This is a genomic window from Brevundimonas sp. (assembly GCF_041911375.1).
Classification (GTDB): domain Bacteria; phylum Pseudomonadota; class Alphaproteobacteria; order Caulobacterales; family Caulobacteraceae; genus Brevundimonas.
Genome location: NZ_JAYRPA010000025.1, coordinates 170,268 through 196,319, shown reverse-complemented (window position 1 = coordinate 196,319; position 26,052 = coordinate 170,268). Strand labels below are relative to the sequence as shown.

General features: G+C 68.9%; 24 protein-coding genes. 12 read left to right on the top strand and 12 right to left on the bottom strand.

The window, feature by feature from the left end:
• Genes fabZ through lpxB form a run of 4 tightly spaced genes read left to right on the top strand, consistent with a single transcriptional unit; the run spans nucleotide 1 to nucleotide 3,267 of the window.
• Nucleotides 1-477, top strand: coding sequence for a 3-hydroxyacyl-ACP dehydratase FabZ (fabZ, locus tag ACE3PU_RS06040; protein WP_374387694.1), 477 nt, complete (start codon nucleotides 1-3; stop codon nucleotides 475-477).
• Complete coding sequence (gene lpxA / locus ACE3PU_RS06035; protein ID WP_374387692.1) at nucleotides 477-1,265, top strand: acyl-ACP--UDP-N-acetylglucosamine O-acyltransferase; 789 nt, start codon at nucleotides 477-479, stop codon at nucleotides 1,263-1,265. Before fabZ ends, lpxA begins: the two co-directional genes overlap by 1 nt.
• On the top strand, nucleotides 1,262-2,101 hold the full coding sequence (locus ACE3PU_RS06030; RefSeq protein ID WP_374387690.1) for an LpxI family protein: 840 nt from the start codon (nucleotides 1,262-1,264) through the stop codon (nucleotides 2,099-2,101). Before lpxA ends, ACE3PU_RS06030 begins: the two co-directional genes overlap by 4 nt.
• Nucleotides 2,098-3,267 (top strand): lipid-A-disaccharide synthase, encoded by a 1,170-nt coding sequence (gene lpxB, locus ACE3PU_RS06025; RefSeq protein ID WP_374387688.1) that lies wholly within the window; start codon nucleotides 2,098-2,100, stop codon nucleotides 3,265-3,267. The genes ACE3PU_RS06030 and lpxB overlap by 4 nt, the downstream gene beginning before the upstream one ends.
• A gap of 57 nt (nucleotides 3,268-3,324) precedes the next feature.
• Here the strand turns inward: lpxB and gltA are convergent, their stop codons facing one another.
• Both gltA and gltX read right to left on the bottom strand, forming a co-directional pair.
• Nucleotides 3,325-4,617, bottom strand: a complete 1,293-nt coding sequence (gltA, locus tag ACE3PU_RS06020; RefSeq protein ID WP_374387686.1) for a citrate synthase — start codon at nucleotides 4,615-4,617, stop codon at nucleotides 3,325-3,327.
• A 66-nt stretch (nucleotides 4,618-4,683) separates the two neighbouring features.
• Nucleotides 4,684-6,099 carry a glutamate--tRNA ligase gene (gltX, locus tag ACE3PU_RS06015; RefSeq protein ID WP_374387684.1) on the bottom strand — a complete coding sequence of 472 codons (1,416 nt, stop codon included), beginning with the start codon at nucleotides 6,097-6,099 and terminating at the stop codon, nucleotides 4,684-4,686.
• A 67-nt stretch (nucleotides 6,100-6,166) separates the two neighbouring features.
• Here gltX and ACE3PU_RS06010 point away from each other — a divergent pair, with 67 nt between their 5' ends.
• Nucleotides 6,167-8,281 carry a ComEC/Rec2 family competence protein gene (locus ACE3PU_RS06010; protein ID WP_374387682.1) on the top strand — a complete coding sequence of 705 codons (2,115 nt, stop codon included), beginning with the start codon at nucleotides 6,167-6,169 and terminating at the stop codon, nucleotides 8,279-8,281.
• Here ACE3PU_RS06010 and lexA read toward each other — a convergent pair.
• From lexA to ACE3PU_RS05990, 4 genes are all read right to left on the bottom strand, one after another.
• On the bottom strand, nucleotides 8,262-8,957 hold the full coding sequence (gene lexA / locus ACE3PU_RS06005) for a transcriptional repressor LexA (RefSeq protein ID WP_374387680.1): 696 nt from the start codon (nucleotides 8,955-8,957) through the stop codon (nucleotides 8,262-8,264). The genes ACE3PU_RS06010 and lexA overlap by 20 nt on opposite strands.
• A 112-nt stretch (nucleotides 8,958-9,069) precedes the next feature.
• A complete protein-coding gene (gene trpC / locus ACE3PU_RS06000; protein ID WP_374387678.1) occupies nucleotides 9,070-9,864 on the bottom strand; it encodes an indole-3-glycerol phosphate synthase TrpC in 795 nt (264 codons plus the stop codon).
• Nucleotides 9,861-10,898: an anthranilate phosphoribosyltransferase gene (gene trpD / locus ACE3PU_RS05995; RefSeq protein ID WP_374387676.1), complete on the bottom strand. Its 1,038-nt coding sequence runs from the start codon at nucleotides 10,896-10,898 to the stop codon at nucleotides 9,861-9,863. The genes trpC and trpD overlap by 4 nt, the downstream gene beginning before the upstream one ends.
• Nucleotide 10,899: 1 nt before the next feature.
• A complete protein-coding gene (locus ACE3PU_RS05990; protein ID WP_374387674.1) occupies nucleotides 10,900-11,490 on the bottom strand; it encodes an aminodeoxychorismate/anthranilate synthase component II in 591 nt (196 codons plus the stop codon).
• A gap of 106 nt (nucleotides 11,491-11,596) precedes the next feature.
• Between ACE3PU_RS05990 and ACE3PU_RS05985 the strand changes: the two genes are divergently transcribed.
• Nucleotides 11,597-11,788, top strand: a complete 192-nt coding sequence (locus ACE3PU_RS05985) for a peptidoglycan-binding protein (protein WP_374387672.1) — start codon at nucleotides 11,597-11,599, stop codon at nucleotides 11,786-11,788.
• Here the strand turns inward: ACE3PU_RS05985 and trpE are convergent.
• Both trpE and ACE3PU_RS05975 read right to left on the bottom strand, forming a co-directional pair.
• The gene (trpE, locus tag ACE3PU_RS05980; RefSeq protein ID WP_374387670.1) at nucleotides 11,785-13,302 is read right to left on the bottom strand and encodes an anthranilate synthase component I; all 1,518 of its coding nucleotides are present in this window, start codon (nucleotides 13,300-13,302) and stop codon (nucleotides 11,785-11,787) included. The two genes, ACE3PU_RS05985 and trpE, sit on opposite strands and share 4 nt — an antisense overlap.
• Entirely contained in the window at nucleotides 13,299-15,209 is a 1,911-nt protein-coding gene (locus tag ACE3PU_RS05975) for a peptidyl-prolyl cis-trans isomerase (RefSeq protein WP_374387668.1), read from the bottom strand. Before ACE3PU_RS05975 ends, trpE begins: the two co-directional genes overlap by 4 nt.
• Before the next feature lie 138 nt (nucleotides 15,210-15,347).
• On the opposite strand from ACE3PU_RS05975, the gene tpiA reads away from it, so the two are divergent.
• The 4 genes from tpiA to ACE3PU_RS05955 all read left to right on the top strand — a co-directional run bounded on the left by tpiA (nucleotide 15,348) and on the right by ACE3PU_RS05955 (nucleotide 18,601).
• Nucleotides 15,348-16,097: a triose-phosphate isomerase gene (gene tpiA / locus ACE3PU_RS05970; RefSeq protein WP_374387666.1), complete on the top strand. Its 750-nt coding sequence runs from the start codon at nucleotides 15,348-15,350 to the stop codon at nucleotides 16,095-16,097.
• Nucleotides 16,098-16,161: 64 nt separating this feature from the next.
• Nucleotides 16,162-16,599, top strand: a complete 438-nt coding sequence (gene secG, locus ACE3PU_RS05965) for a preprotein translocase subunit SecG (protein ID WP_374387664.1) — start codon at nucleotides 16,162-16,164, stop codon at nucleotides 16,597-16,599.
• Nucleotides 16,600-16,722: 123 nt separating this feature from the next.
• Nucleotides 16,723-18,375 (top strand): CTP synthase, encoded by a 1,653-nt coding sequence (locus tag ACE3PU_RS05960; RefSeq protein WP_374387662.1) that lies wholly within the window; start codon nucleotides 16,723-16,725, stop codon nucleotides 18,373-18,375.
• A gap of 97 nt (nucleotides 18,376-18,472) precedes the next feature.
• Entirely contained in the window at nucleotides 18,473-18,601 is a 129-nt protein-coding gene (locus ACE3PU_RS05955; protein ID WP_374387660.1) for a hypothetical protein, read from the top strand.
• Nucleotides 18,602-18,723: 122 nt separating this feature from the next.
• Here the strand turns inward: ACE3PU_RS05955 and ACE3PU_RS05950 are convergent, their stop codons facing one another.
• The 3 genes from ACE3PU_RS05950 to ACE3PU_RS05940 form a co-directional block, all read right to left on the bottom strand.
• On the bottom strand, nucleotides 18,724-19,287 hold the full coding sequence (locus tag ACE3PU_RS05950) for an N-acetyltransferase family protein (protein ID WP_374387658.1): 564 nt from the start codon (nucleotides 19,285-19,287) through the stop codon (nucleotides 18,724-18,726).
• On the bottom strand, nucleotides 19,284-21,503 hold the full coding sequence (locus tag ACE3PU_RS05945; protein ID WP_374387656.1) for a S9 family peptidase: 2,220 nt from the start codon (nucleotides 21,501-21,503) through the stop codon (nucleotides 19,284-19,286). The genes ACE3PU_RS05950 and ACE3PU_RS05945 overlap by 4 nt, the downstream gene beginning before the upstream one ends.
• Before the next feature lie 107 nt (nucleotides 21,504-21,610).
• Nucleotides 21,611-23,395: an acyl-CoA dehydrogenase gene (locus tag ACE3PU_RS05940; RefSeq protein ID WP_374387654.1), complete on the bottom strand. Its 1,785-nt coding sequence runs from the start codon at nucleotides 23,393-23,395 to the stop codon at nucleotides 21,611-21,613.
• Nucleotides 23,396-23,513: 118 nt separating this feature from the next.
• Between ACE3PU_RS05940 and ACE3PU_RS05935 the strand changes: the two genes are divergently transcribed.
• Together ACE3PU_RS05935 and ACE3PU_RS05930 are read left to right on the top strand one after the other, a co-directional pair.
• A complete protein-coding gene (locus tag ACE3PU_RS05935; protein WP_374387652.1) occupies nucleotides 23,514-24,065 on the top strand; it encodes a cytochrome b in 552 nt (183 codons plus the stop codon).
• Entirely contained in the window at nucleotides 24,062-24,979 is a 918-nt protein-coding gene (locus tag ACE3PU_RS05930) for an L-threonylcarbamoyladenylate synthase (protein WP_374387650.1), read from the top strand. Before ACE3PU_RS05935 ends, ACE3PU_RS05930 begins: the two co-directional genes overlap by 4 nt.
• Here the strand turns inward: ACE3PU_RS05930 and ACE3PU_RS05925 are convergent.
• Nucleotides 24,976-26,043, bottom strand: a complete 1,068-nt coding sequence (locus ACE3PU_RS05925) for a patatin-like phospholipase family protein (protein ID WP_374387648.1) — start codon at nucleotides 26,041-26,043, stop codon at nucleotides 24,976-24,978. The genes ACE3PU_RS05930 and ACE3PU_RS05925 overlap by 4 nt on opposite strands.
• Nucleotides 26,044-26,052: the final 9 nt, after the last annotated feature.

Genomic DNA, 26,052 nt, shown 5'->3' with positions numbered 1-26,052 from the left:
ATGAGCGACGCGACGTCAGGCGGCGACAAGATCGACTACGCCGAGGTGATGCGGCGACTGCCGCACCGCTATCCCTTCCTGCTGGTCGACAAGGCCGAGGACTTCGTGGCGGCCACCTCGATCGTGGGCGTCAAGAACATCACTCACAACGAGCCCTTCTTTCCCGGGCACTTCCCGATCGATCCGGTCATGCCCGGCGTTCTGATCGTCGAGGCCATGGCCCAGACGGGGGCACTGCTGATGTCCAAGTCGCTGGACGTCGCGGTGGCCGACAAGGTCATCATGTTCATGTCGATCGACGGCGTCCGCTTCCGCAAGCCGGCGCGGCCGGGCGATCAACTGCGCATGGAGGTCAAGGTCATCAAGGCGCGGGGCGACGCCTACAAGTTCCGCGGCGAGACCTTCATCGACGGCAAGCTGGCGGCCGAGGCCGAATTCATGGCCATGGTCGTGACCGTGCCGGAGCCGACGGCCTGATGTCGGTGCATCCGACCGCGCTGGTCGATCCGTCCGCGCGCCTGGCCGACGGCGTGGAGGTCGGGCCGTGGTGCACGGTAGGACCGCGCGTCACCCTGGACCAGGGCGTGCGGCTGGCCAGCCATGTGGTGGTCCAGCAGGACACGATGGTCGGAGCCGGCACCATCATCCATCCCTTCGCCGTCATTGGCGGCGATCCGCAGCACAACGGCTACAAGGGCGAGCCGGTGCGGCTGGAGATCGGCGAAAACAACCTGATCCGCGAACACTGCACCTTCAACCGTGGCACGCCACAGGGCGCGGGCGTGACCGTGGTCGGATCGAACGGCCTGTTCATGACAGGCGCGCACATCGGGCATGACTGCGTGGTCGGGGACAATGTCGTCATGGCCAACAACGCCACCCTGGGAGGGCACGCCCAGGTCGGGGACAAGGTCTTTCTGGGCGGCCTGTGCGCCGTCCACCAGAACGGGCGCGTGGGGCAGGGAGCGATCATCGGCGGCCTGGCGGCCGTGACGCGCGATGTCATTCCCTACGGCTCGGCCTGGGGCAATCATGCGCGCCTGCGCGGGCTGAACCTGATCGGGCTCAAGCGCAAGGGTTACGGCAAGGACCAGGTTCGACGGCTTCTGGCCGCATACCGCGACCTGTTCGAAGGCGAGGGCGAGTTCGCCGGGCGCATCGACAGCGTGGCCGGACGCTATGCCGACCTGCCCGAGATCATGGAGATCATCGCCTTCATCCGCGACGGCGGCCGTCGGCCCCTGTGCCTGCCGAACGCGGAATGAGCGCGGCCGGCAAGCTGGGACTGATCGCCGGCGGCGGCGACCTGCCGGCGGAGGTGGCCCAGCGGTGCGAGGCGGAGGGCCGAGCCGTCTATGTCGTGCGCCTGGAAGGCTTCGCCGATCCACACCTGATCCGCTGGCCCGGCGCCGACTTCGGCATGGCGCAGATCGGCGCCATCCTGAAGGCCTTGAAGGCCGAGGGGTGCGCCGCCGTCTGCCTGGCGGGGATCGTCAATCGGCCGGATTTCAAGAGCCTGAAGCCGGACTTCAAAGGCGCCACTCTGCTTCCGGGCATCGTGGCGGCGGCGGCGAAGGGCGACGACGCCCTGCTGCGCAAGATCCTGTCGCTGTTCGAGGCGGAAGGCTTCGCCGTGGAAGGGGCAGACGACATCCTGGGCGGCGAGACGCTGGCGGCGGGGCCCCTGGGGCGCATCAGTCCCACGCCAGAGCAGCTGGATGATCTGAGGAAAGCGCTGCACGTCGCGGAAAAGTCTGGTGAACTGGACATCGGGCAGGGCGCGGTCGTCTGCGACGGCCTGGTTCTGGCGGTCGAGGCGCAGGAGGGGACCGACGCCATGCTGGCCCGCGTCGCCGGTCTTCCTGCCGATCTGCGCGGCGCGACCGGGGCGTTGAAGGGCGCGCTGGGCAAGGCGCCCAAGCCGATCCAAGACCTGCGGGTCGATATGCCGGTGATCGGGCCGCGCACGATCGAGCTGGCGGCGGCGGCGGGTCTGGCCGGCATCGGCGGGGTGGCCGGACGGCTGATCCTGATCGACCGGGCCGCCATAATCGCTGCGGCGGACCGGCTGGGCCTCTATGTGTGGGGCGAGACGCGATGAGCCGGCCGCTGAAGATCATGCTGGTCGCGGCCGAGGCCTCGGGTGACGCCCTGGGTGCGGGCCTGGCCAAGGCGTTGAGGGCGCGGCTAGGCGACGATGTCGTCTTCGTCGGCGTCGGCGGGCCGCGCATGGCGGCCGAGGGCGTCGCCAGTCCGTTCGACATCGCGGAATTGTCCATCCTGGGCTGGATCGAAGGCCTGCGCGCCTATGGCAAGGTCAAGGCGCGGGTGGCCGAGACCGCCGCCCTGGCCGCACGCGAGACGCCGGACGCCGTGGTCCTGATCGACAGCTGGGGCTTCACCATTCGCGTCGCCCAGGCGATCCGCGCCGCCCGCCCGGACGTGCCGCTGATCAAATATGTGGGCCCGCAGGTCTGGGCGTCCCGGCCCGGTCGGGCGAAGACGCTGGCCGGCGCCGTGGATCATCTGCTGGCGCTTTACAGCTTCGATGCGCCCTGGTTCGAGCGCGAGGGGCTGAAGACGACCGTCGTGGGCTCTCCGGCGCTGCACGTGGACATGAGCGGCGCCGACGGGGCCGCCTTCCGTGCGCAGCGCGGCATGGACGCCGGCGCCCGCCTGCTGCTCGTGCTGCCCGGCAGCCGGCCCAGCGAGATCGGACGGATGACGCCCGTCTATGAGGCGGCCATCCGAAAGCTGAAGGCGGCCGATCCGGCGCTGGAAGTCGCCGTGGTCGCCGCGGGCACGGTGGCGAAGGACGTCGCGGGCCGCGTGGCCGCCTGGCCCTTCCGCGTGCACCTGGTCAGCGAGGCCGAGAAATACGACGCCATGCGCGCCGCTACGGCGGCCCTGGCGACCAGCGGCACCGTTTCGACCGAACTGGCGTTGGCGGGCGTGCCCATGGTCATCGCCTATCGGATCGACGGCCTCAGCTACCTGCTGATGAAGCGGCTGGTGACGGCGAAACACATCACTCTGTTCAATGTGGCCGCCGACGAGCGGATCGCGCCGGAGTTCATCCAGAACGACGCCACGCCGGAAAAGCTGTCGGCGGCGGTCGGTCGACTGCTGGCCGACCCCGAGGCGGCCGCGGATCAGGCGCGACGACAGACGGCGGCGCTGGAGCTGATGGGGCGGGGCGGCCCGGATCCGTCGGAGCTGGCGGCCAACGCCGTGCTGCGTGTCATCGCCGCAAAGGCGTCCCGCTAGCGCAAGAAAAACGCCGGGGATCGCTCCCCGGCGTTTTCTGTCTGATGACTTCGACGATCAGCCGCGCTGGTCGATCGTCACATAGTCGCGCTCGGTCGGGCCGGTGTACAGCTGACGCGGGCGGCCGATCTTCTGCGACGGGTCGGCCATCATTTCCTGCCACTGGGCGATCCAGCCCACGGTGCGGGCCAGGGCGAACAGGACCGTGAACATGGTGGTGGGGAAGCCCATCGCCGACAGGGTGATGCCGGAATAGAAGTCGACGTTCGGGAACAGCTTGCGCGAGGTGAAATATTCGTCCTGCAGCGCGACCTTCTCCAGCTCCTTGGCGACCTGGAACAGCGGGTCGTTCTCGCGGCCCGTCGCGGCCAGGACCTCATAGGCCGACTGCTGCATGACCTTGGCGCGCGGGTCATAGTTCTTGTAGACGCGGTGGCCGAAGCCCATCAGCTTGAACTTGCGGTCCTTCACGCCCTGGATGAACTCCGGAATCTTGTCCGGGGTCCCGATCTCCCGGAGCATGGTCAGCGCTTCCTCGTTGGCGCCGCCGTGCGACGGGCCCCACAGGCAGGCGATGCCGGCGGCGATGCAGGCGAACGGGTTGGCGCCCGACGAGCCGGCCAAGCGGACGGTCGAGGTCGAGGCGTTCTGCTCGTGGTCGGCGTGCAGGATGAAGATGCGGTCCATGGCGCGAACCAGGGCCGGATCCACGTGGTAATCCTCGGCCGGCACGGCGAAGCACATCCGCAGGAAGTTCTCGGCGTAGGACAGGTCGTTGCGCGGCGAAACGAACGGCTGGCCGATGTGGTACTTGTAGGCGCGCGCAGCGATCGTCGGCATCTTGGCGATCAGTCGGATGGCCGAGATGTCGCGCTGGATCGGATCGTGGATGTCCAGGCTGTCGTGGTAGAAGGCCGAAAGGGCGCCGACGGTGCCGACCATGATCGCCATCGGGTGGGCGTCGCGACGGAAGCCCTCGAAGAAGCGGTCGAACTGGCTGTGCAGCATCGTGTGCATGGTGATGCTGTTTTCGAACTTCTCGTACTGCGCGGCGGTCGGCAGTTCGCCGTGCAGCAGCAGGTGGCACACCTCGACGAAGTTCGATTTCGACGCCAGCTGGTCGATCGGATAGCCGCGGTGCAGCAGCACGCCGGCGTCGCCGTCGATGTAGGTCAGGCCCGACTCGCACGAGGCGGTCGAGGTGAAGCCCGGATCGAAGGTGAAGGCGCCCGTGCCGCCGTAGAGCTTGCGGATGTCGATAACGTCCGGGCCGGTCGAACCCGACAGAACCGGCAGATCGACCCTCTTGCCCTCGAACTCGAGGGTGGCGGTTTTGGCTTGGTCAGTCATCAATGCCCCTTTGCAATATGACGTCCGGGCGCGGGGAGGCGTCGGGCGCGGTCTGGTTTGTGGGTGTCACTTAGTCTGTTGCAGCGCGTCATCCAAGCGCCCGAGACTTTCGTCGCGACCGAGCGCGGCCAAGGTGCGAGCGATATCGGGTGAAGTTGACCCGGCGGTAAGGGCGGCGCGCATGGGCGGGCCGATCTTGCCGAAGCCCACGCCTTCCGCCTCGGCGAACACCTTCAGCTCGGCCTCCAGGGCGAAGACATCCCAGGACTGGAACAGCGCCAGCCGATCCCGCAGGCGGCCCAGGCGATCCATCGTTTCGCCCGATAGCAGGGCGGCGCCCTTGTCATCCTGAGCCAGCGGTCGGGCCTTCAGGACAAATTGCGTCTGATCAACGAGTTCGAGAACGGTCTTGGCGCGGTCTTTGACGAAGGGCATGGCCCTCTGGAGGCGCGTCTCGTCGTCTTCGCGCAGGGCGTGACCCCGCTGCAGGTGGATGTCGAGCGCCAGCTTGGCCAGCCGCTCGTCGTCCGCCAGCCGCAGCCAGTGGGCGTTGACGTGCGCCAGCTTGTCGAAATCGAGCCGTGCCGGCGCCTTGCCGATACCCTTGAAATCGAACCACTGAATCGCCTGCTCGTCGCTGAACAGTTCGTCGTCGCCGTGCGCCCAGCCCAGGCGGGCCAGATAGTTGCGCATGGCCTCGGGCAGATAGCCCATCTCGGCGTATTCATGCACCGCCTGGGCCCCGTGCCGCTTGGACAGCTTGGCGCCGTCGGGCCCGTGGATCAGGGGAATGTGGGCGAAGGTCGGTCGCGGCCACCCCAAAGCGTCATAGATCAGGCTCTGACGTGCGGCGTTGTTCAAGTGGTCGTCGCCGCGAATGACGTGCGTCACGCCCATGTCATGGTCGTCCACGACGACCGCGAGATTGTAGGTCGGCGCGCCGTCGGAACGCAGCAGCACCAGATCATCCAGATCGTCGGTCGACCAGCTGACATCGCCCTGGACCTGGTCCGGGACCGTGACGGTCGTGGATTGCGGCCGGCGGAAGCGCACCACGTGGGGCAGGGCCAGGTCGTCGACGGTCGGCGCGCGGTCGCGCCAGGGCGATTCGAAGGCGCGCTTCTCGGCCTTTGCGACGTCGCGCAGGCGGCCGGTCTCTTCCGCGGAGGTGAAGTCGCGATACGCGTGACCGGTCTCCAGCAGCTGGTCCACCACCTCGCGGTGGCGGTCTGCGCGGCTGAACTGAAATACGGGCTCGTCGTCGGCGAACAGCTCCAGCCAGCTCAAGCCGTCGAAGATGGCCTTGACGGCGTCATCGGTGGAGCGCTCCCGGTCGGTGTCCTCCACCCGGATCAGAAAACGCCCTGCGTGCGCCTTCGCGTACAGCCAGTTGAAAAGCGCGGTCCGAGCGCCTCCAATGTGAAGGTAGCCGGTCGGCGAAGGGGCGAAGCGGGTGACGACGGTCGAGGAAGGGGAGGTCATGGGGGAGGGGTCCGTAAGCGAGGCCCTTATAAACCCCGACGCGGCAAAGCCTACCCCCTGGCGTCGAATGCGCCTGGGGCTGCAAGCCGAGGTCGCCGCGCAAACCCTGCGTTGGCGGCTGTGGACGCCGGTGGCGTTCGGCGGCGGCTGCGCGGCCTATTTCGCCCTGAAGAGCGAACCACCCCTGTGGCCGTTGGCGGCGGCTGCAACGGCCTTCGGGGCGGTCTGGATCGCGGCCCGGCGTCGCGGCCTGTCACGTCGGTGGAGCCTGCCGCTGGTGCTGGTGGCCTGTTTCGCACTGGGGCTGGCCGTCGCCAAGACCAGAACGATCGCCATCGCCGCGCCCATCGCGCCGGCGCTGGCGGAGCCGACCGTCATCGAAGCCTGGGTCGTCGATGTCGACAGTCCGGGCGACAACGGCCATCGGGTCGTGATCGCGCCCGTCCGTATCCGGGGCCTGGCGGCGGAGGCGACCCCGGTGCGGCTGCGCGCGACGGTGAAAGGCGACCCGCCGCCGCCCGGCGCGCCGGTTCGCCTGTTCGCCATCCTCAATCCGCCGCCGGCGCCCGCCAGTCCCGGGGCCTACGACTTCGGGCGAAACGCCTTCTTCCAGGGCATGGGCGGCGTCGCCTTCGCGCTTTCCGACACGCGGCCCGCTCTCTTGCAGGCGCCCCCGTGGCGTCTTAGCCTGACGATGAAGATCAATGCGGCGCGCTATGCGCTGGCGCAGAAAATCGTGGCGCGGCTGGGCGAGCGGACAGGCGGGATCGCAGCCGCCATGGTCACCAGCCACGAAACCTGGATCAGCCAGGACGACCTGGACGTGATGCGGGATTCCGGGCTGGCGCACATCCTGTCGGTGTCGGGTCTGCACATGGCGATCGTCGGCGGCTTCGTCTTCTTCGCCGTGCGCCTGGGCCTGGCGGCGTGGCCCTGGCTGGCGCTGCGGGCGCCGGGGAAGAAGGTCGCCGCCCTGGCGGGCCTTCTGGCCGTCGGGGCCTATCTGATCGTGTCCGGGGCGCCGCCGCCCGCAGAGCGGGCCGCGATCACGGCCTGCATAGCCTTTCTGGCCATCCTGCTGGATCGGCAGGCGGTGACCATGCATGGGCTGGCCGTCGCCGCCTTCGTCGTCCTGTTGATGCAGCCCGAAGCGATCATGAGCCCCGGCTTCCAGATGTCCTTCGCCGCGACGGCGGCGTTGGTGGCGCCGGTGGAGGCCTGGCCCCAGCGGACGCGGGAAATCCAGGCGCCGTGGCCCATCGTCGCGGTGCAGAGGCTCGGCGCCTGGATCAGCGCCGCCGTGGCCGCCAGCGTCGTCGCGGGTCTGGCGACTGGGCCGTTCGCCATGCAGCATTTCAACCGCACCGCCATGTACGGCCTGCTGGCCAATCTGGGCACATCGCCGATCGCGGACTTCGTGCTCATGCCGGCGCTGGCGCTCGGTGCGGCGCTGGAACCGCTTGGGCTCGGCGGGCCCTTCCTCGCCGTCGCGGGATGGGGCGTGGACGTCATGCTGGCGATCGGTCAATGGACCGCCGGGCTCCCCGGCGCGGTGAAGACCGTGGCCAGCGCGCCGGACTTCGTTCTGCCCGTCGCCTTTCTGGGCGTGCTGTTCGTCTGCCTCTGGCAGGGTCGGCTACGCTGGCTGGGGCTGCCGATGGCGGCGGCTGTTCTGCTGTGGGCGCGACCGCCCGCGCCCGACCTGTGGATCGGCGACGGCGGCACGAATGCGGCGTTTCGGGTCGGGACGGAAGCGGTCGTGGTCCGGCCGGGCGTGCGAACCTATGCGGTCGAGCTTTGGGCGCGGCGCAGGGGACTGACGCCGGTCGATCGTCCGGATGCGGGATGGACCTGCGCGCGCCTTGCTTGCGCGCCGGAAAAGCCTCAGGCCGTACCGGTCGCCCTCTGGTGGGGTCGCCGCGCGCCGGACGCCGCGCAGATGGAGGCCCTGTGTCGCGTTGCGCCCGTGGTCAGCGTTCGCGCCACCATGATCGACCTGCCGCAATCGTGCGCCGATCGGCTGGTGCTGGACGGTGTCGACCATGCGGGCGGGGGCGCGATCGAGCTCTGGCGCGACGGGCGCGGAGAAAACCGTTGGCTGGCGATCCGGGTCTCGGATGTCCGCGGCGACAGGCCGTGGGCCCGAGCGCCCGGTCCCGTCGTCAGTGATAGCGGCGGATAAGCCCGACCAGCTTACCTTGGACCTCGACCTGATCGGGTCCGAAGATGCGGGTCTCGTAGTTGCGGTTGGCCGGCTCCAGCGCGATGGAGCCGCCTTTTCGGCGCAGCCGCTTCAGGGTGGCTTCCTCCCCCTCGACCAGGGCTACGACGATCTCGCCGTTGTTCGCCGTGTCGCCCTTGCGGATGACCACCAGATCCCCGTTCAGGATGCCGGCCTCGATCATCGAGTCGCCCTCGATCTCGAGCACATAGTGATCGCCCTTGCCCAGCATCGACTCCGGAACGGGCAGGCGTTCCCGCTCATGCTGAATGGCGGCGATCGGCGTGCCGGCGGCGATCTTGCCCAGCAGCGGCAGTTCGCGCACGTCGTTGGCGGGTTCCGCAACGGGCGCGGTCCGGGCGCCGCCCTCGATGACGTCCGGCTTGAAGCCGGCGCGACCCCGCGGAGCGCCGGCCGTGGCCTGTTCCGGCAGCTTCATCACCTCCAGCGCGCGGGCGCGGTGCGCCAGGCGGCGGATGAAGCCCCGCTCCTCCAGCGCCGTGATCAGCCGGTGGATGCCCGACTTGGAGGCCAGGTCCAGCGCCTCCTTCATCTCGTCGAACGAGGGGGAGACGCCCGTCTCCTGGATGCGTTCGTGGATGAACATCAGCAGTTCGTGCTGCTTGCGCGTAAGCATCGCCTGGCCCTCATACGCCCCTCCCGACGAATCGGAACGAGCCGTGAACATGTGGCGATGTTCTGTAAGTGTTCCTTCCTAATGTCAACTTAACGGCGTCGGCCGTGGGACATCAGGCGGCCAGCAGACGCCGCGTCGCGGCCTCGACATCGGCCTGGCGCATCAGGCTTTCGCCGACCAGGATGGCCTGGGCGTGGGCGGCCGAGACGCGCTCCACGTCCTCGGGCGTGAAGATGCCGCTCTCGGCGACCAGCAGCGCCTTGACGGGGCTCAGCATCGACAGACGTTCGGTCGTTTCCAGGTCGACCTCGAAGGTGCGAAGCGAGCGGTTGTTGACGCCGACCAGATCGCCGCCCAGCGCGCAGGCGCGCGCCATCTCGGCCTCGTCGTGGGTCTCGATCAGGGCGTCCATGCCGAAGCGTTCGGCCTCGGACAACAACTCGGCGGCCAGGGCGTCGTCGATCATGGCCAGGATGATCAGGATGCAGTCGGCGCCCAGCGCGCGGCTCTCGGCCACCTGCCAGGGATCGACCAGAAAGTCCTTGCGCAGGCAGGGCAGGGCGGTGCCCGTGCGCGCCTGACCCAAATAGGCGTCGTCGCCCTGGAAGCTGGGACCGTCGGTCAGCACCGACAGGCAGGCCGCGCCGCCCGCCTCATAGGCCAGGGCCAGCGCCGCGGGATCGAAGTCGGCGCGGATAAGGCCCTTGGACGGGCTGGCCTTCTTGATCTCGGCGATCAGCGCAGGACGGCCGGTTTCCTCCACCTTGCGATCCAGCGCGTCGCGAAAGCCCCTGGGCGACGAGGCGGCCTTAGCCAGCGTCTCGATCGCGTCCTGCGTCGTGGCGGCCTTCCGGGCGGCGACGTCCTCGCGCTTGTAGGCGGCGATCTTCTCCAGCACGTCGGTCATGCGTCCTGTTCCGTTTCCAGAGGCGTGGAAGTGATGCGGGCCAGATTTTCCAGAGCCCGCGCGGCGCGGCCGTCGTCGATCGCGGCGGCCGCCAGGGCGGCCCCTTCGGCCAGGTCCGCCGCGCGATCGGATACCACAAGGGCCGCGGCCGCGTTCAGCAGCACAATGTCGCGGTAGGCGCCGGGCGCGCCTGACAGCAGCGCGCGCAGGGCCTCGGCGTTCTCCTGCGCGTCGCCGCCGCGAATGGCTTCGATCGAGGCGCGCGGCAGTCCTGCGTCCTCCGGCTTGACCTGGAAGCGGCGCACGGCGCCGTCCTTCCATTCCGCGACCTCGGTCGGCCCCGACGTCGCCAGTTCGTCCAGCCCCTGGCCGTGCACGGTCCAGGCGCGCACGGCGCCGAGCCGGCCTAGCACCTCGACCAGCGGCTCGAGCAGGCGCGGATCATAGACGCCCATGACCTGTCGTCTGGCCGAGGCCGGATTGGAAAGCGGCCCCAGAAGATTGAAAACCGTGCGGAAACCGATCTCAGCCCGCACCGGCCCGACGTGACGCATGGCGCCGTGGTAGGCGGGGGCGAACAGGAAGCAGATGCCCGCGTCGTCCAACGCCAGCTTCTGCTGCGCCTCGGACGCCATCAGGTTCACGCCCAGAATCGACAGGACATCGGAAGACCCTGATTTCGAAGAGATCGCCCGGTTGCCGTGCTTGGCCACCTTCAGCCCCGCGCCGGCCAGGACCAGGGCGGATGCAGTAGAGATGTTGTAGGTGTGCTGCCCGTCGCCGCCGGTGCCGCAGGTATCGATCACCTCATAGGGATGATCCAGCGTCAGCGCGGCTTCGCGCATGGCGCCGGCGAAGGCGGCGATCTCGTCGACCGTCTCTCCGCGAATGCGCAATGCGGTCACGGCGGCGGCGACCTGGGACGGCGTCGGCTCGCCCCGCAGGCAGGCGGCGAAGAAGTCGTGCGCCTGCTCGGACGTCAGCGGCCGGCCCTCGACCAGCCGGGCGAGAATGGGCTTGAAGCCTTCGGCCATGTCAGGCGGCTGCGAGGCGCTTCACGCCGGCGATCTCGAGGAAGTTGGCCAGCATGGCGTGGCCGTGTTCGGTGGCGATGGATTCGGGGTGAAACTGGACGCCGTGGATCGGACGCGACCGATGCTGCAGGCCCATGATCTCGCCATCGGCGGTCCAGGCCGTGACTTCCAGGCACTCCGGCAGCGTCTCCCGCTTCACCGCCAGAGAGTGGTAGCGCGTGGCCGTGAACGGCGTGGGAAGGCCGGCAAACAGGCTTTGGCCCGCATGCTCGATGGGCGAGGTCTTGCCGTGCATCAGCGTCTTGGCGCGGATCACCTCGCCGCCGAAAGCCTGGCCGATGGACTGATGCCCCAGGCAGACGCCCAGGATCGGCATGTCGGCGCGCGCGCTCTCGATCAGCGGAAGGCAGATGCCCGCCTGATCGGGGGCACATGGACCGGGGGACAGCAGCACCGCCTGAGGGTTCAACGCCCAGGCCTCGTCCGTCGTCAGGTCGTCGTTGCGGACGACATGCGTCGGCGCGCCCAACTCCGCGAGGTAGTGGACGAGGTTGTAGGTGAAGCTGTCGTAGTTATCGACGACGAGGATCATGATCCGGCTTCTAGGCCTGTGACGGCCCCACGCCAAGCGGGCGCGGCGGTAAAGCGCGCGTTAACACCGCCGCGTCGCAAATGAGCCCGATGAGACGAGGGGCGCCATGATCGATTCGGAAGCCAAGATCGCCAAGGCGAAATCGCTGCTGGTCCCGCCGCCGCCCCGTGGCGAAAGCGCCCTGGCGGCGCTCGGCGCCGCCGCCTTCGCGGCCGCCGCCGCGATGGTGATGGCCGGCGTCGTTATCCTGGGGCCCGGCGTGATCATCGAGGATCCGTCGGTCACGCTTTCCCGCTAGCGATTGCCCGTGCGGAAGCGCCAGGCGTCCTCGGCGGCCCGCATCGGCGCACGCGCCTTGTGGCGGGTCTCGGCGTATTCGGCGGCCGGATCGCTGTCGGCGACCACGCCGGCGCCGGCCTGAACGAAGATCCGGTCATCGGCGAACAGGGCGGTGCGCAGGGTGATGCAGATGTCCGCCTCGCCGCCGGCCGAGATGTAACCGACGCCGCCGCCATAGCCGACGCCGCGCTTTTCACCTTCGAGCTCGTCGATGATCTCCATCGCCCGCACCTTGGGCGCCCCCGACAGGGTGCCGGCGGGCAGGGCGGCCAGCAGGGTGTCGACCGCGTCCAGCTTCGGGTCGGCCTTGCCGCGCACATTGGAGACGATGTGCATCACCTGGCTGTAGCGTTCGACGACGAAGCTTTCGGTCACCTCGACCGTCCCAGGCGCGGCGACACGGCCCACGTCGTTGCGGCCCAGATCCAGCAGCATCAGGTGCTCGGCGCGCTCCTTGGGATCGGCCAGAAGCTCTTCCTCGAGCGCCCGGTCGGCCTCGGGCGTGGCGCCGCGCGCCCGCGTGCCGGCCAAGGGCCTGATCGTGACCTCGCCATCCTTGAGCCGGACCAGGATTTCCGGGCTGGATCCCGCCAGCTGAAAGCCGTCGAAGTTCAGGTAGAACAGATACGGCGACGGATTTTGACGGCGCAGGGAGCGATAGAAGGCGAACGGGTCGTCCGTCCACGGCGCCGAGAAGCGGTGGCTGAGCACCACCTGAAAGATGTCGCCGGCCCCGATATAGTCCTTCGCCCGGGCGACCATGCCGCCGAAGCCGGCCTCGTCGACGGGAGAGGTGAAGACCGGAGGCGGGGTTTCCTGCGGCGCCGCGCGGACCGGCAGCGGCTGGCGCAAGGCGGTCTCGAAGGCGTCCAGTCGAGCCTGCGCCGCCTCCAGCGCCGACGCGGGATCGCTCACGTCCGGATATGCGGCCGAGACCAGGACTATCTCGTGCTTCACCGAATCGAAGATGGCCACCAGCGACGGGCGCGTCAGCACGGCGTCAGGCAGGTCCAGCGGATCGGGATTGGCGCGTCCCAGCGGTTCCAGCAGGCGCACGATATCGTAACCGAACACGCCGAACAGCCCGGCCGCCATCGGCGGAAGATCGTCCGGCAGATCGAAGGTCGAGGCCGCGATCAGGCTGCGCAGGGACGCCAGGCTGGGAACTGGCTCCGGCGTGAATCGGCCGTCGGCGATCGCCTCGGCGCCGCGTGCGATTTCCGCCTGTTCGCCCCGGCAACGCCAGACCACGTCGGGATCCAGCGTCAGGATGGAGTACCGTCCCTTGACCGCGCCGCCCTCCACGGACTCCAGCAGGCAGGCGTAGGGCCGGTCCCGGCCGAGCTTCAAATAGGCCGAGACCGGCGTCTCCAGATCGTCGATGACCCGCCGCACCAGGACTTGCGGCCGGCCGGCCGACAGCCCCGAAAGGAAGTCCCCGGCGTCCTTCTCGCCGCCCGCCTCGGTCGTCATTGGGCGGGCGTGGGCGTGGAGGCCTGTTCGGGCAGACCCAGGGCCTGGCGAGCAAGAGCCGGATCGTTCTTCGCACCCGTGCGCTTGGCGCCGGCGGTGAAAGCCGCCTCGACCAGACCCTGCGTCAGGTCCTGGGCGATGCGCGTGCGCGCCGTCTCGGCGGCCGGGCCGGCGACGGCCGGATCGGCGGCGTGAACCTGATCCACGCGACCGACGACATAGGCGGTCTCCGACGAGGGCTGCGAGAAGACCTGCCCCTTCGACTGGCCGAACAGGCCCTGCAGGGCGCCCTGGCCGACGCTTTCCTGGGCGGCGCGATCGCGACCGACACGCTGGCGGGTGATCAGGCTTGCGCCGGCCGACTGGGCCACAGCCGCGATGTCCTGGCCGCCGCGCACGCGGCCGGCCAGTTCCTCGGCCTTGGCCGAGATGCGGCGCAGCACCTCGCGTCGGGTCCATTCCTGGGTCAGCGGCGCACGGACCTCGTCCAGCTGGGGCAGGGCGGCCGGGCGGATGTCGTTCACCCGGACGGCGAAATACTGGCCCTGGCCGGCGTCGATCACGTCGCTCTCGCCGCCCTTGGTCAGATTCCATGCGGCGGAGAAGACCTGTTCGGGGGCGTTCAGGGGCTGTCCGTTCGGCAGGCGACCGTCCTGCGTCACGGGCGGCAGGTCGACGACCCGCGCACCGGCTTCGCGCGCGGCGTCGGCCAGATTGCGGCCGTCCTGCCGCGCCTTCTCATACTTCTGCACGCCCTCGTAGGTCGCGCCCTTGGCGTCTTCGTCGCGCAGCTCCTGGACGATCTGGTCGCGAGCGCTTTCGAGCGTGGCGGGCTGGGGGGCCTGGATTTCGGTCACCTTGGCGACCGCGAAGCCTACGCCGGCCTGAACCGGATCCGACACCTGGTTGCGTTGCAGGCCGAAGACGGCGGCCGCGACGGCCGGGTCGCCAACGGCGGTGCGGGGCGATCCGGCGAACTCAGCCGGACGCACGTTGTTGGCGCGGCCGACGTCGGCGGGCGACTGGCCGGCGCGCAGGCCGGCGGCGATCTTCTGCGCCGTCTCGCGGTTGGGTGCGGTCAGGGTGACGAAGGTGCGGGTCTCGGGGCGGCCCAGGCTGTCCTTCTTGAACTCGAAGCGCTCTCGGATCCGCTCTTCCGGGATCGGCGCGGTGCGGGCGGCGGGGTCCGGGCTGAACAGCACGACCGAAACCATGCGGAACTCGGGGCTGCGCAGGCGGGCGGCGTTTTCCTGGATGAAGGCGTTCAGTTGGGCGTCCGTGGGCGCCGCCGGGCGCTCGATCATCGATTCATTGACTTCGAACCAGCGGCCGTCGCGGGTTTCGAACGCCTGGGCGGCCAGGATCGCGCCGTAGATGCGGGGCGCGCGGGCGCCGGCCTGCAGCGCCGCGCCGAAATGTTCGGTCGCATACTGGTCGCGCAGGTCCTGCTCCAGCATGGCCGGCGTCATGTTCTGCTGGCCCAAGGCGGTCTCGTAGGCCTGCTGATCGAACTGGCCGGTGATCTGGTTGAAGAAGGCCGGGATCTGGCGGATCTGCTTGACGATCAGTTCCTTGCCGGGACGGATGCCCGCCTCCCAGGCCCAGTTCAGGAAGCCCAGTTGCTGGGTCTGGCTCTCCAGGAAGCGGCCGGGGATGTTCTCGGCAGCCAGGTCCTCGTCGGTGATCGGCCGGCCGGCCTGTTCCTGCAGGCGCGCGCGGACGCGATCGAACGCCGCGCGGAACTCGACCTCGTTCATCGACCGGGAGCCCGCATCGATCACGTGCTTCGGTCCCAGGTTGGCGAACACGTCCATGCGCGCGCCGACGATCACGAAGCTGATGGCGATCAGAACGAGCAGGGCCGCGGCCCACTTGGAACGAGAGAAGGCGCGGAAGGCGGTGATCATTCGAAAATCCCGGGACTGGCCGAGGTTGGCGTCACTGCGGCGTATAGTCGGGCGAGGCGCGCTCCCGCAAGGACGGCATGATGTCCGGATTGCGGCGTCCCTCTTGGCTTGTCGGTTTTGGGCGCCTAGACAGGCCGCATGAAACAATCCGTGAAGTTGATCGTCGGCAATTGGAAAATGCACGGCCTTTCGGCCGCGCTCGTCGAGGCTCAGGCGCTGAACGACGCGCTGCGGGACGGGGCGGCAAGCGCCCGGGTCGGGGTCTGCCCCCCGGCGACGCTGATCGACCGGATGCGTTCGGTCCTGGCCGACGGACCGGTCGAACTGGGCGGTCAGGACTGCCACGCCAGCCCGTCTGGCGCCTTCACCGGGTCGATCTCGGCCGAGATGCTGGCGGATGCAGGGGCCGGCCTGGTCATCCTGGGCCATTCGGAGCGTCGAACGGCCTTCGGCGAGACGGACGCCGAGGTTGCGTCGAAGGTCGAGGCTGCGATCGCTGCGGGCCTGGAGCCGATCGTCTGCGTCGGCGAAAGCCTGGCGCAACGGGAAGCCGGAGAGGCGCTGGCTGTGGTGACGGCGCAGGTGCGCGGCTCGCTTCCGATGGGGCTGTCGGACCATCCCTTCGCCGTGGCCTACGAGCCGGTCTGGGCGATCGGAACCGGTCTCACGCCGACAACGACCCAAATCGCCGAGGCGCATGCGGCGATCCGCGCCGCCATCATCGAACGGTTGGGGCAGGGGGCGTCCAAGGCTCCGATCCTGTACGGAGGGTCGGTGAAGCCGGACAACGCCGGGGAAATCCTGGCCGCCCCGGAAGTCGGCGGCGCCCTGGTCGGCGGCGCCTCGCTGAAGGCTGCGGACTTCCTGGGGATCATTCGCGCCGCCTGACGTTTGCCCCCGGCAGGCTTCGGTGATAGAGGCCGCCGCTTGATCGGCGCGCGGTTGCGCCCACATGAACGAAGCCATGCTCCAGACCATTCTGCTCGTCGCCATCATCCTGGTCGCCATCGCCCTGACGGGCGTGGTGCTGCTGCAGCGTTCGGAAGGCGGCGCGCTGGGCATGGGCGGGGGACCGTCGGGCTTCATGACGGCGCGCGGAGCCGGCAATCTGCTGACGGTCACGACCTGGTGGCTGGCGGCGGCGCTGTTCGGCCTGACCATCGTCCTGACGGTCGTCGGCAACATGGACCGGGCGTCGCAATCGATCATCGACGCTGATGCGGTGGGCGCACTGGCCACCACTCCGCAGACCCAGACCCAACAACCCGCCCAGCCGGAACCGGCGACGCCCGCCCAGCCGGCGGCCCCTTCGCTGGACGACCTGGAAGCCAGCCTGCCGTCCGCCGGAGCGACCCCGGCGCCCGCGCCGGCCCAGCCGCCCGCCCAGTAACGGCCAACGCAACAACCGAAGTCCCGAAAGCGCGCCGCAGGGCGCGCTTTCTTCTTTTGATCAACAGTTCGATTCGCGGCGGGCCATGCGTCGCACGCGAATCATGGAGTAAGGTGTCCGCCCATGGCTCGCTATGTGTTCATCACCGGCGGCGTGGTTTCCTCGCTTGGAAAAGGCCTCGCCTCCGCCGCTCTCGGAGCGCTTCTTCAGGCGCGCGGATACAAGGTCCGCCTGCGCAAGCTGGACCCTTATCTGAACGTCGATCCGGGCACGATGAGCCCGTATCAGCACGGCGAGGTCTTCGTCACCGACGACGGGGCCGAGACCGACCTGGACCTGGGCCACTATGAGCGGTTCACGGGGGTGTCGGCGGCCAAGTCCGACAATGTCACCACCGGCAGAATCTATTCGACCATCCTGGAGAAGGAGCGGCGCGGCGATTATCTGGGCGCGACCGTCCAGGTCATTCCGCACGTCACCGACCAGATCAAATCCTTCTGCCTGACGCCCGCCCTGACCGACGACGGCGAGGAAGTCGACTTCGTCCTGGTCGAGATCGGCGGGACGGTCGGCGATATTGAGGGCCTGCCCTTCTTCGAGGCGATCCGCCAGCTGGGCCAGGATCTGCCGCGCGGCCAGTCGTGTTTCGTCCACCTGACGCTGCTGCCGTTCATCAAGACGGCCGGCGAGATGAAGACCAAGCCGACCCAGCACTCGGTCAAGGAGCTGCGCTCCATCGGCATCCAGCCCGACATCCTGCTGTGCCGCTGCGAGCAGCCGATTCCGGCCGACGAGAAGCGCAAGATCGGCCTGTTCTGTAATGTCCGCGAAAGCGGCGTCATCCAGGCCATGGACTCGGCCGACATCTACGCCGTGCCGCTGGACTACCACCGCGAGGGGCTGGACCGCGAGGTGCTGGCGCATTTCGGCATCAACGACGCGCCCGAGCCGGACCTGTCGGGCTGGAAGGAAATCGCGCGCCGGCGCCTGCATCCCGACGGCGAGGTCACCATTGCGGTCGTCGGCAAGTACACGGTGCTGAAGGACGCCTACAAGTCGCTGATCGAGGCGCTGCACCACGGCGGCGTGGCCAACAACGTCAAGGTCAACATCGACTGGGTCGAGGCCGACACCTTCGAAGGCGACCCCGAGGCCTGCGAGCAGCGCCTGCAGGGCGCCCATGCTGTGCTGGTGCCCGGCGGCTTCGGCGAACGCGGCTCGGAAGGCAAGATCGAGGCGGCCCGCTTCGCCCGCGAGCGCAACATCCCCTATTTCGGCATCTGCTTCGGCATGCAGATGGCGGTGATCGAGGCGGCGCGAAACCTGGCCGGCTATCCCAAGGCGTCCTCCACGGAATTCGGCCCGACGACCGAGCCGGTCGTCGGCCTGATGACCGAATGGACGCAGGGCAATCAGCGCGTGTTGCGCCAGCAAGGCGGCGACCTGGGCGGCACCATGCGGCTGGGCGCCTATGACTCGACCCTGAAGGCCGGCTCGAAGATCGCCGAGATCTACGGCTCGACCGCCATCAGCGAACGCCACCGTCACCGCTACGAGGTCAACATCAACTATCGCGAGGCCATCGAGGAGAAGGCCGGGCTGGTGTTTGCGGGGCTGTCGCCGGACGGCGTGCTGCCCGAGACCGTGGAACGGACCGACCACCCGTGGTTCATCGGCGTGCAGTACCATCCGGAACTGAAGAGCCGGCCGTTCGCGCCGCACCCGCTGTTCGCGAGCTTCATCGGCGCGGCCGTGGTTCAAAGCCGCCTGGTCTGATCAAACCGCGTTCACGGAGCCGCGATTCCACGCGGCCCAGGTCTTGCTGTATAGTGGTCGTGGGGATCGAAATGATCCAACGGCTGCGGGATCGTCGATGATCGGCGAATTGCTTTATCACCTCCACCGGCACTTCAAGCTGGTGATGGCCCTGTGCGTGGTCGCGGGTCTGGGCGCTTTCGGCGTGCTGGGCTACGCGACCCTGTCCTGGCTGACGTCCGCCTGAGAACGCGGGCCGTCGCAAGCACTAGCCCTGGACGGATCAGCCGATCGTCAACCGAATGCGCAGGACGCCGCCCAACGCCGGGAACAAGGTCGTCGACTTCAGGATAGGCGTCGCACAGTCGCTCAGGATTGAGACTTGTCGATCAGGGGCAGGCCGGGCGCGTCCGGCGCCGTCCGTTCGCCGTCGCCCAGCGCGCGTTGCATGAAGACGACATCGCGCCAGTCGTCGTGCTTCCATCCCGCCGCGCGGAACAGTCCGGCATCGGTGAAACCACGCGAACGGTGCAGGGCGATGGAGCCCAGGTTTTCGGAATCGCCGATCACGGCGACCATCTGCCTTAGCCCCATGCGTTCGCAGCCGTCGATCAGCGCGTCGAGCAGGAGCCCGGCCACGCCCCGCCCCCGCGCACCGGGCGCCACGTAGATCGAATCCTCGACCATGTAGCGATAGGCCTGCCGCGCCCGGAATGGTCCGGCGTAGGCATAGCCGACCACCGCGCCGTCCATCTCGGCGACCAGGCGCGGCAGCCCCAGCGCCGCGACGGCGTTGAGGCGACGGGTCATCTCGGCCTCGTCGGGCGCCTCCAGTTCGAAGGTGCCCAGGCCATTGGCCACGCTTTCGGCATAGATGGCGGTGACGGCGGGAATGTCCTCCGCCGTCAGCTTCCGCACGACCGGATTGCTCAAGCCTTCTCCCAGCCCTTCTCGACGGCCCAGACGGCGAAGGCGTAGTCGTGGGCGACCTCCTTCAGATAGTCGAACCGCCCGGCCGCGCCGCCGTGGCCCGCCTCCATGTTGATCTTCAGGAGCACCGGCTTGCCCGAGGTCGTGGCCGGCCGCAGCTTGGCGACCCACTTCTCCGGCTCCCAATAGGTGACGCGTGGATCGGACAGGCCGCCCGTCGCCAGCACCGCCGGATAGGCCTGGGGCTTCACCTGGTCGTAGGGGCTGTAGCTCATCATGTAGTCGTAGGCCTCGGCGTCCTCGATCGGATTGCCCCACTCGGGCCATTCCGGCGGCGTCAGGGGGAGCGAGGTGTCGCTCATGGTGTTGATGACGTCGACGAACGGCACCTGGCCGATGATCCCGGCCCACAGGTCGGGCCGCATGTTGTTGACCGCGCCCATCAGCATGCCGCCGGCCGAACCGCCCTGCGCGACGATGTTGCCCGCCGTCGCGTAGTTGCGCTGGATCAGATGCTCGGCCGCGGCGATGAAGTCGGTGAAGGTGTTCTTCTTCGTCATGCGACGCGCGGCCAGGAACCAGCCCCAGCCCTTGTCGGAGCCGCCCCGGATGTGGGCGATGGCGTAGATCCAGCCGCGGTCCACCAGCGACAGCCGGTTGGTCGAGAAGCTGGCCGGCATCGGGATCCCGTAGGAGCCGTAGCCATAGAGCAGCAACGGCGCAGAGCCGTCGACCGGCGTATCCTTGCGGCGCAGCACGGTCACGGGGACCAGTTCGCCGTCGGCGGCCGGGGCGTTCAGCCGCTCGACGACATAGTCGGCCGGGTCGTGGCCGCTGGGGATCTCCTGCGTCTTCCGCAGTTCGCGCTTCCGTTCGACCATGTCGTAGTCGAACGTCTGCGTGGGCGTGGACGGTGAATTATAGGCGTACCGGGTCGTCGTCGTCTCGAACTCGGACGCTCCGGCCAGCGACAGGGCGAAGGCGGGCTCGTCCACGGCGATCTCGTGTTCGGCGCCGGCGCGGTCCCGGATGATGATGCGGGTGTTGGCGTCCGCGCGCTCCTGGCGGGCCAGATGGTCCTTGGTCAGGTCCAGGCCCTCGATGAAGCGACCGGGCGTATGGGGGACCAGATCCTTCCAATTCGCCTTGGCCGGCGCCTCGGTCGGCGCCTCGACGATCTTGAAGTCGATGGCGTCGTCGGCATTGGTGCGGATCACCCAGCGGTCGCCCCAGTGATCGACGTCATAGCGGGTGGCGACGACGCGTGGCTCCAGCACCACCGGCTCGGCGGTCGGCGTGCTTCCGGGGATGTAGCGCGCCTCGCTGGTCTCCTGGTTCTGGATGCCGATGACGATGAAGCGGTCGTCGGCGGTGCGGCCGACGCCGATGAACATGCCGTCGTCCTCTTCCTCATAGACGAGGGTGGTCTCGCCGCCGCGCGCGGGACGGCGGAAAATCTTGTCCGGACGGCCGTTGTCGTCGCGGTTGGTCCAGAAAATCCACTGGCTGTCGGGCGAAAAGGTGAAATCGCCGGTGGCGCTGTCGATCACGGCGGGCAGCACCTCGCCCGTCACCAGGTCCTTGACGTAGATCTTGTGCACCTCGGACCCTTGCGCGTCTTCGGCATAGGCGAACAGGCTGTGGTCCGGGCTGTGCGCCGCGGCCGAGACTTCGGAATAGGCCTTGCCCTCGGCCAGTTCGTTGGCGTCCAGAAGCAGCTGAGGCGTCGGGGCGACGACGAAGTTCTTCGTCACGGGTTCGCCGTCGACCATCCACGTGCCCTGACGCTCGACGCGCATGTAGCGGGGGTGCTGGTCGCCCGTCTTGTACTCGACGTAATAGGTCCAGGGGCCGTCAGCAGCCGGAACCGAGCTGTCGTCCTCCTTGATGCGTCCACGCATCTCGGCGAACATCGTCTCCTGCAGCGGCAAGGTCGAAGCCATCATGGCCTCGCGATAGGCGTTCTCGGCGGTCAGGTGGTCCTTGACCTCGGCCTTGATCAGGGTCGGATCGCGCAGCACGGCCTGCCAGTTGTCGTCCTTCATCCACTGATAGTCGTCGGTGCGGGTGCGCCCCAGCTGTTCGATGACGACGGGGATCTTCTTGGCGACGGGCGGTTGCGGCATCGAGGCTCCGGACGGTTGGCTCAGGGCGACACGGGGAAGGCCGGCGACCACCGCGGCGGCGGTCGTCGAGGCGATCAGTTGACGGCGGTTCATGTTGGCTCCCCTGATTGGTCGCGGACCTTGTGCGCGGCTGGCGGCCGGCGTCAAATGAAGAAACGCCAATGCTGTCGGCTTGTCCGGCGCCGCCGGAGCTACGGGCTTCAGCCCGCCAGAGCCTCCACGCTCATGCGCTTCAGCACTTCGCCGCCCTGGCCGACGGCCGCCAGCCTGCTGGAGGCATGGCCCAGCACATTGGCGGCGTAGATTTCATAGAGGTCGAGCTTGCCCTGAAGCCAGGCCGGATCGCCGTCGCCGGCGTCCAGTCGAGCCTTCGCCGCCAAAGCCCCCTTGGCCAGCATCCAGCCGCCGATGACGTCGCCCATCAGCTTCAGATAGGCGTCGGCCGCGGCCAGAACATCGTCGGCCGCGTCGGCGTCGGCCTTGCGGTCCAGCAGCCAGAGGGTCGCATCCTCGACCGCCTCGACGGCGGCGGCGAAGCGTTCGACGGGCTTGCCGACGTAGATGCGCGCCAGCAAGGCCAACGTATCCTTCATCTCGGCGATTACGGCGCGCGCCGCCTCGCCGCCGTCCATCGACAGCTTGCGGCCGACAAGGTCCATGGCCTGGATCCCGTTGGTGCCCTCGTAGATCGGGGCGATGCGGGCGTCACGATAGTGCTGGGCGGCGCCGGTTTCCTCGATGAAGCCCATGCCGCCGTGGACCTGGACGCCCATGGACGCGACCTCGCAGCCGACGTCGGTCGACCAGGCCTTGGCGATCGGCGTCAGCAGGTCCTCCCGGGCCTTCCAGCGGCGGCGTGTTTCGTCATCCGCCGCGCTGCCGGCCAAATCCGCCGCCACGGCGGTCGACAGGCAGATGCCCCGCGCGGCGGAAATCTTGGCCTTCATCACGCCCAGCATGCGACGCACGTCCGGGTGGTCGAAGATCGGCGCCCCGGCCTCGCCGGTCCAGACCGATCGCCCCTGACGACGCTCGAGCGCATAGGCCAGGGCCTGCTGATAGGCGCGTTCGGCGATGCCGACCCCTTCGACGCCGACCGCAAGCCGCGCCGCGTTCATCATCACGAACATATGGGCCAGGCCCTCGTTCGGGCGACCGACCAGCTCGGCGCGCGCGCCTTCATAGGCCATGACGCAGGTCGGCGAGGCGTGGATGCCGAGTTTGTGCTCGATCCCGACGGGGCGGAAGGTGTTGCGCTCGCCCAGCGTCCCGTCCGTCCTCACATCGTATTTCGACGCCAGAAAAAGGCTTATACCCTTCGGCCCCGAAGGCGCATCGGGAAGGCGCGCCAGCACGAGATGCAGGATATTGTCCGTCGCATCGTGATCGCCCCAGGTGATGAAGATCTTCTGGCCGTTCAAGGCGTAGGTTCCATCGCCGTTGGGCGTCGCCGTCGCCGTCAGGGCGCCCAGGTCGGACCCCGCGCCCGGCTCGGTCAGAACCATGGCGCCGGTCCATTCGCCGCTGACCAGCTTGCCGAGGTATTTCGACTTCTGTTCCGCGGTCCCGACCTGTTCCAGCGCCTCGATCGCGGCCTGCGACAGCATGGGGCAAAGGCCGAAGGCCATGTTGGCGGCGTGGACGGTCTCGAAGGCTGCAAGCTCCAGCGCCTTGGGCAGGCCCTGGCCGCCCGCGGCGACGGGCGCGGCCAGGCCGGTCCACCCGCCGGCCGCGAATTGGTGGTAGGCGTCGACGAAGCCGGGCGCCGCGGTCACGGACCCGTTAGCGTAGGTGGAGCCCTTCTGGTCCCCGATCCGGTTCAGCGGAGCCAGCACCTCTTCCGAGAACTGCCCCGCCGCCTCCAGCACCGCGCCGGCGACGTCGGCGTCATAGTCCGGAAAGGCGCCGGTCGCTTCCAACTCGGGCATGCCGGCGACAGCCTGGAGGGTGAAGGCCAGGTCGCGGACGGGGGCGCGGTAGGTCATGGTGTCCTCTGAATTTCTTCGGGCCTAAGTGCCTCGTCTTCCGCTAGTGTCGCAAGCGGCTTGGCGGGCGTCATATCGTCGAGCCAAACTGACGAGCTGCCGCCACGGAAGGGAAGTCATGGCCGAACCGCGCAACCGCTATTCCGTCGTTTCGCTGATCCTGCACTGGGTGATCGCCGTCGCCGTACTGGCGCAAATCCTTCTGGTGACGGCCCACGAGGCCACCGAGGGGCCGCTCTCGCGCGAGTTCATCAACCTGCACAAGTCGGTGGGCCTGACCATCCTGGTGCTGACGCTGGCGCGGATCGGCTGGCGGCTGGCGAATCCGGCCATTGCGCTGCCGGCCACGACGCCGCGCTGGCAGAGGGTGTTCGCCCGCACCACGCACGTGCTGTTCTACGTCGCCCTGATCGTCATGCCGCTGACCGGCTGGCTGGCGTCCTCCGCCGGGGGACGGGCGATCGTGTGGTTCGGGTTGTTCGACTGGCCGCTGCTGCCGATGTCGGGCGGACGCGAGGCGGCGCGCGGATTCATGGCGGTGCACGGCCTGGTCGTGAAGGGGCTGTATGTGCTGATCGGCCTGCATGTGATCGGCGCGCTGAAGCACCAGTTCATCGACCGGGACAATGTGCTGCACCGGATGATCCCGCTGATCCCGCGCCGGCCGTGAGCGATACGTCCGAACAGGCGGCCGAGGCGCTGCGGCGCGGCGACCTGATCCTGCTGCCCACCGAAACGGTCTATGGTCTGGGCGCCGATGCGGCGAACCCCGAGGCGGTGGCGGCGATCTTCGAAGCCAAGGGGCGGCCGCGCTTCAACCCGCTGATCGCCCACGTCGCCGACGCGGCGACCGCGGAGACGGAGGGCGTCTTCAACGCCCAGGCGAAAGCGCTGGCCGAGGCCTTCTGGCCCGGCCCGCTGACCCTCGTGGCGCCGATCCGCGACACGACGCGGGTCTGCGACCTGGCGCGCGCCGGTCTGGACAGCGTCGCGCTGCGCGTGCCAGCCCACGCCGGGGCGCGCGCCGTGCTGGCCGCGTTCGGCGGTCCGGTCGTCGCGCCCTCGGCCAACCGCTCAGGACGGCCCAGCCCGACGACGTTCGCCGATGCGGTCGAGGAGACCGGTTTCGCAGTCGCGGCGGCGGTGGACGGCGGGGCGTGCGCCGTCGGGCTGGAAAGCACGGTCGTGTCGGTGCTCGGCGGCCGGGTTTCCCTGTTGCGCCCGGGCGCCGTCACACGCGCCGATCTGGAGCGGGTCGTGGGGCCGCTTGACGACAGCGGGGAGGGGCATCGATCGCCGGGCCGACTGACGCTGCATTACGCGCCGGAGGCGCCGGTGCGGATCGAGGCGGAGGCGGCGCGGGACGGGGAGGTGCTGCTGGGCTTCGGCCCCGGCGTCGGAGAGCCGCGCTGGAGCCTCAGCGTCTCAGGCGACCTGCGGGAAGCGGCGGCGAACCTGTTTCGCCTGCTGCGAGAGGCCGACCGGACCCGCCCCGTCGGGATCGCCGTGTCTCCCATTCCGGCCGAGGGGCTGGGCGAGGCCATCAACGATCGGCTGCGTCGGGCCGCGGGGCACGTCGGCTAGCCGAAGCGGGCCTGCAGATCGACGCTGGCGCGGACGCCGACCGTGGGCAGACAGGTCTTCAGCCAGTCGTCCGCCGCCGCCCGCCCGCGAGCCTTCAGCTCGTTCAGGAACGTCCATTCGGTGTTGAATTTGGAGCGCAGCGACAGGTCGTTCAGCCAGCCGTCCGCCTCGATGGCGTGAAGGCGGACATTGCGGTAGGCGCCAGGCTTCAGATGCCCCTGCGCCATCAGATCCTCGGCCATGGCGATGGCGCGCAGTTCGGCGACAAGCGGCGCGTTGAATACGATCTCGTTCAGGCGATCCACGATGTCGCCGGCGCCTTTGGGCGTCTCGTCGCGGGCCATGGGGTTCAGCGTGACCAGCAGCACGTCGCCCGGCGTGTCTTCGCCGATCAGGGGCCAAAGCGGGGGATTGGTCAGGTAGCCGCCGTCCCAGTAGGGCTCTCCGTCGATCTCGATCGCCTGGAAAAGGTGAGGCAGGCAGGCGGAGGCCATCAGGACCTCCGGCGTCATCTCGGCGGAGGTGAAGACCCGCGCCCTGGCCAGCCGTACGGCGGTGGCGGCGACGAACAGGCGGATCGGTGACGCGCGGACGGCCTCGAAGTCGACCGCAGCGTCCAGCACCCGTTTCAGCGGATTGTGGTTCAGCGGGTTGAACTCATAGGGGCTCATGGACATCGCCAGGGTTTCGCCGGCGCGCCAGAAGGGGTTGTCCTTGAACCAGTCGGGCGGCTGGGCCGCGCTCCAGATGGCGCTGTCGCCGAAGACGTTGCGCCCGCCGGACTGATTGACCTCGCGCCACAACTTGTCGAGCGCCGCCCGACCGCCTTCGGCCCCCTCCGCCGCAAGGCCGGAAACCAGGGCCGCGCCGTTCATCGCGCCGGCCGAGACGCCGGAGACCGCCTGCACGTCCAGCCGGTCGTCCTCGAGGATCCGGTCCAGCACGCCCCATTGGAAGGCGCCGTGCGCGCCGCCGCCCTGCAGCGCCAGGCTGACGGAGCGGCGGCCCTTCGGGAGGGGCGTGATGTCCGCCGGTTCGGCGGCCTTGCGCTTGAAGATCGCCATGCCGCCCCC

Bases quoted from the DNA above. Each gene is read 5' to 3' on its own strand.
- fabZ (WP_374387694.1), top strand. From the start codon at position 1: ATGAGCGACGCGACGTCAGGCGGCGACAAGATCGACTACGCCGAGGTG.
- lpxA (WP_374387692.1), top strand. From the start codon at position 477: ATGTCGGTGCATCCGACCGCGCTGGTCGATCCGTCCGCGCGCCTGGCC.
- ACE3PU_RS06030 (WP_374387690.1), top strand. From the start codon at position 1,262: ATGAGCGCGGCCGGCAAGCTGGGACTGATCGCCGGCGGCGGCGACCTG.
- lpxB (WP_374387688.1), top strand. From the start codon at position 2,098: ATGAGCCGGCCGCTGAAGATCATGCTGGTCGCGGCCGAGGCCTCGGGT.
- gltA (WP_374387686.1), bottom strand. From the start codon at position 4,617: ATGACTGACCAAGCCAAAACCGCCACCCTCGAGTTCGAGGGCAAGAGG.
- gltX (WP_374387684.1), bottom strand. From the start codon at position 6,099: ATGACCTCCCCTTCCTCGACCGTCGTCACCCGCTTCGCCCCTTCGCCG.
- ACE3PU_RS06010 (WP_374387682.1), top strand. From the start codon at position 6,167: ATGCGCCTGGGGCTGCAAGCCGAGGTCGCCGCGCAAACCCTGCGTTGG.
- lexA (WP_374387680.1), bottom strand. From the start codon at position 8,957: ATGCTTACGCGCAAGCAGCACGAACTGCTGATGTTCATCCACGAACGC.
- trpC (WP_374387678.1), bottom strand. From the start codon at position 9,864: ATGACCGACGTGCTGGAGAAGATCGCCGCCTACAAGCGCGAGGACGTC.
- trpD (WP_374387676.1), bottom strand. From the start codon at position 10,898: ATGGCCGAAGGCTTCAAGCCCATTCTCGCCCGGCTGGTCGAGGGCCGG.
- ACE3PU_RS05990 (WP_374387674.1), bottom strand. From the start codon at position 11,490: ATGATCCTCGTCGTCGATAACTACGACAGCTTCACCTACAACCTCGTC.
- ACE3PU_RS05985 (WP_374387672.1), top strand. From the start codon at position 11,597: ATGATCGATTCGGAAGCCAAGATCGCCAAGGCGAAATCGCTGCTGGTC.
- trpE (WP_374387670.1), bottom strand. From the start codon at position 13,302: ATGACGACCGAGGCGGGCGGCGAGAAGGACGCCGGGGACTTCCTTTCG.
- ACE3PU_RS05975 (WP_374387668.1), bottom strand. From the start codon at position 15,209: ATGATCACCGCCTTCCGCGCCTTCTCTCGTTCCAAGTGGGCCGCGGCC.
- tpiA (WP_374387666.1), top strand. From the start codon at position 15,348: ATGAAACAATCCGTGAAGTTGATCGTCGGCAATTGGAAAATGCACGGC.
- secG (WP_374387664.1), top strand. From the start codon at position 16,162: ATGAACGAAGCCATGCTCCAGACCATTCTGCTCGTCGCCATCATCCTG.
- ACE3PU_RS05960 (WP_374387662.1), top strand. From the start codon at position 16,723: ATGGCTCGCTATGTGTTCATCACCGGCGGCGTGGTTTCCTCGCTTGGA.
- ACE3PU_RS05955 (WP_374387660.1), top strand. From the start codon at position 18,473: ATGATCGGCGAATTGCTTTATCACCTCCACCGGCACTTCAAGCTGGTG.
- ACE3PU_RS05945 (WP_374387656.1), bottom strand. From the start codon at position 21,503: ATGAACCGCCGTCAACTGATCGCCTCGACGACCGCCGCCGCGGTGGTC.
- ACE3PU_RS05940 (WP_374387654.1), bottom strand. From the start codon at position 23,395: ATGACCTACCGCGCCCCCGTCCGCGACCTGGCCTTCACCCTCCAGGCT.
- ACE3PU_RS05935 (WP_374387652.1), top strand. From the start codon at position 23,514: ATGGCCGAACCGCGCAACCGCTATTCCGTCGTTTCGCTGATCCTGCAC.
- ACE3PU_RS05925 (WP_374387648.1), bottom strand. From the start codon at position 26,043: ATGGCGATCTTCAAGCGCAAGGCCGCCGAACCGGCGGACATCACGCCC.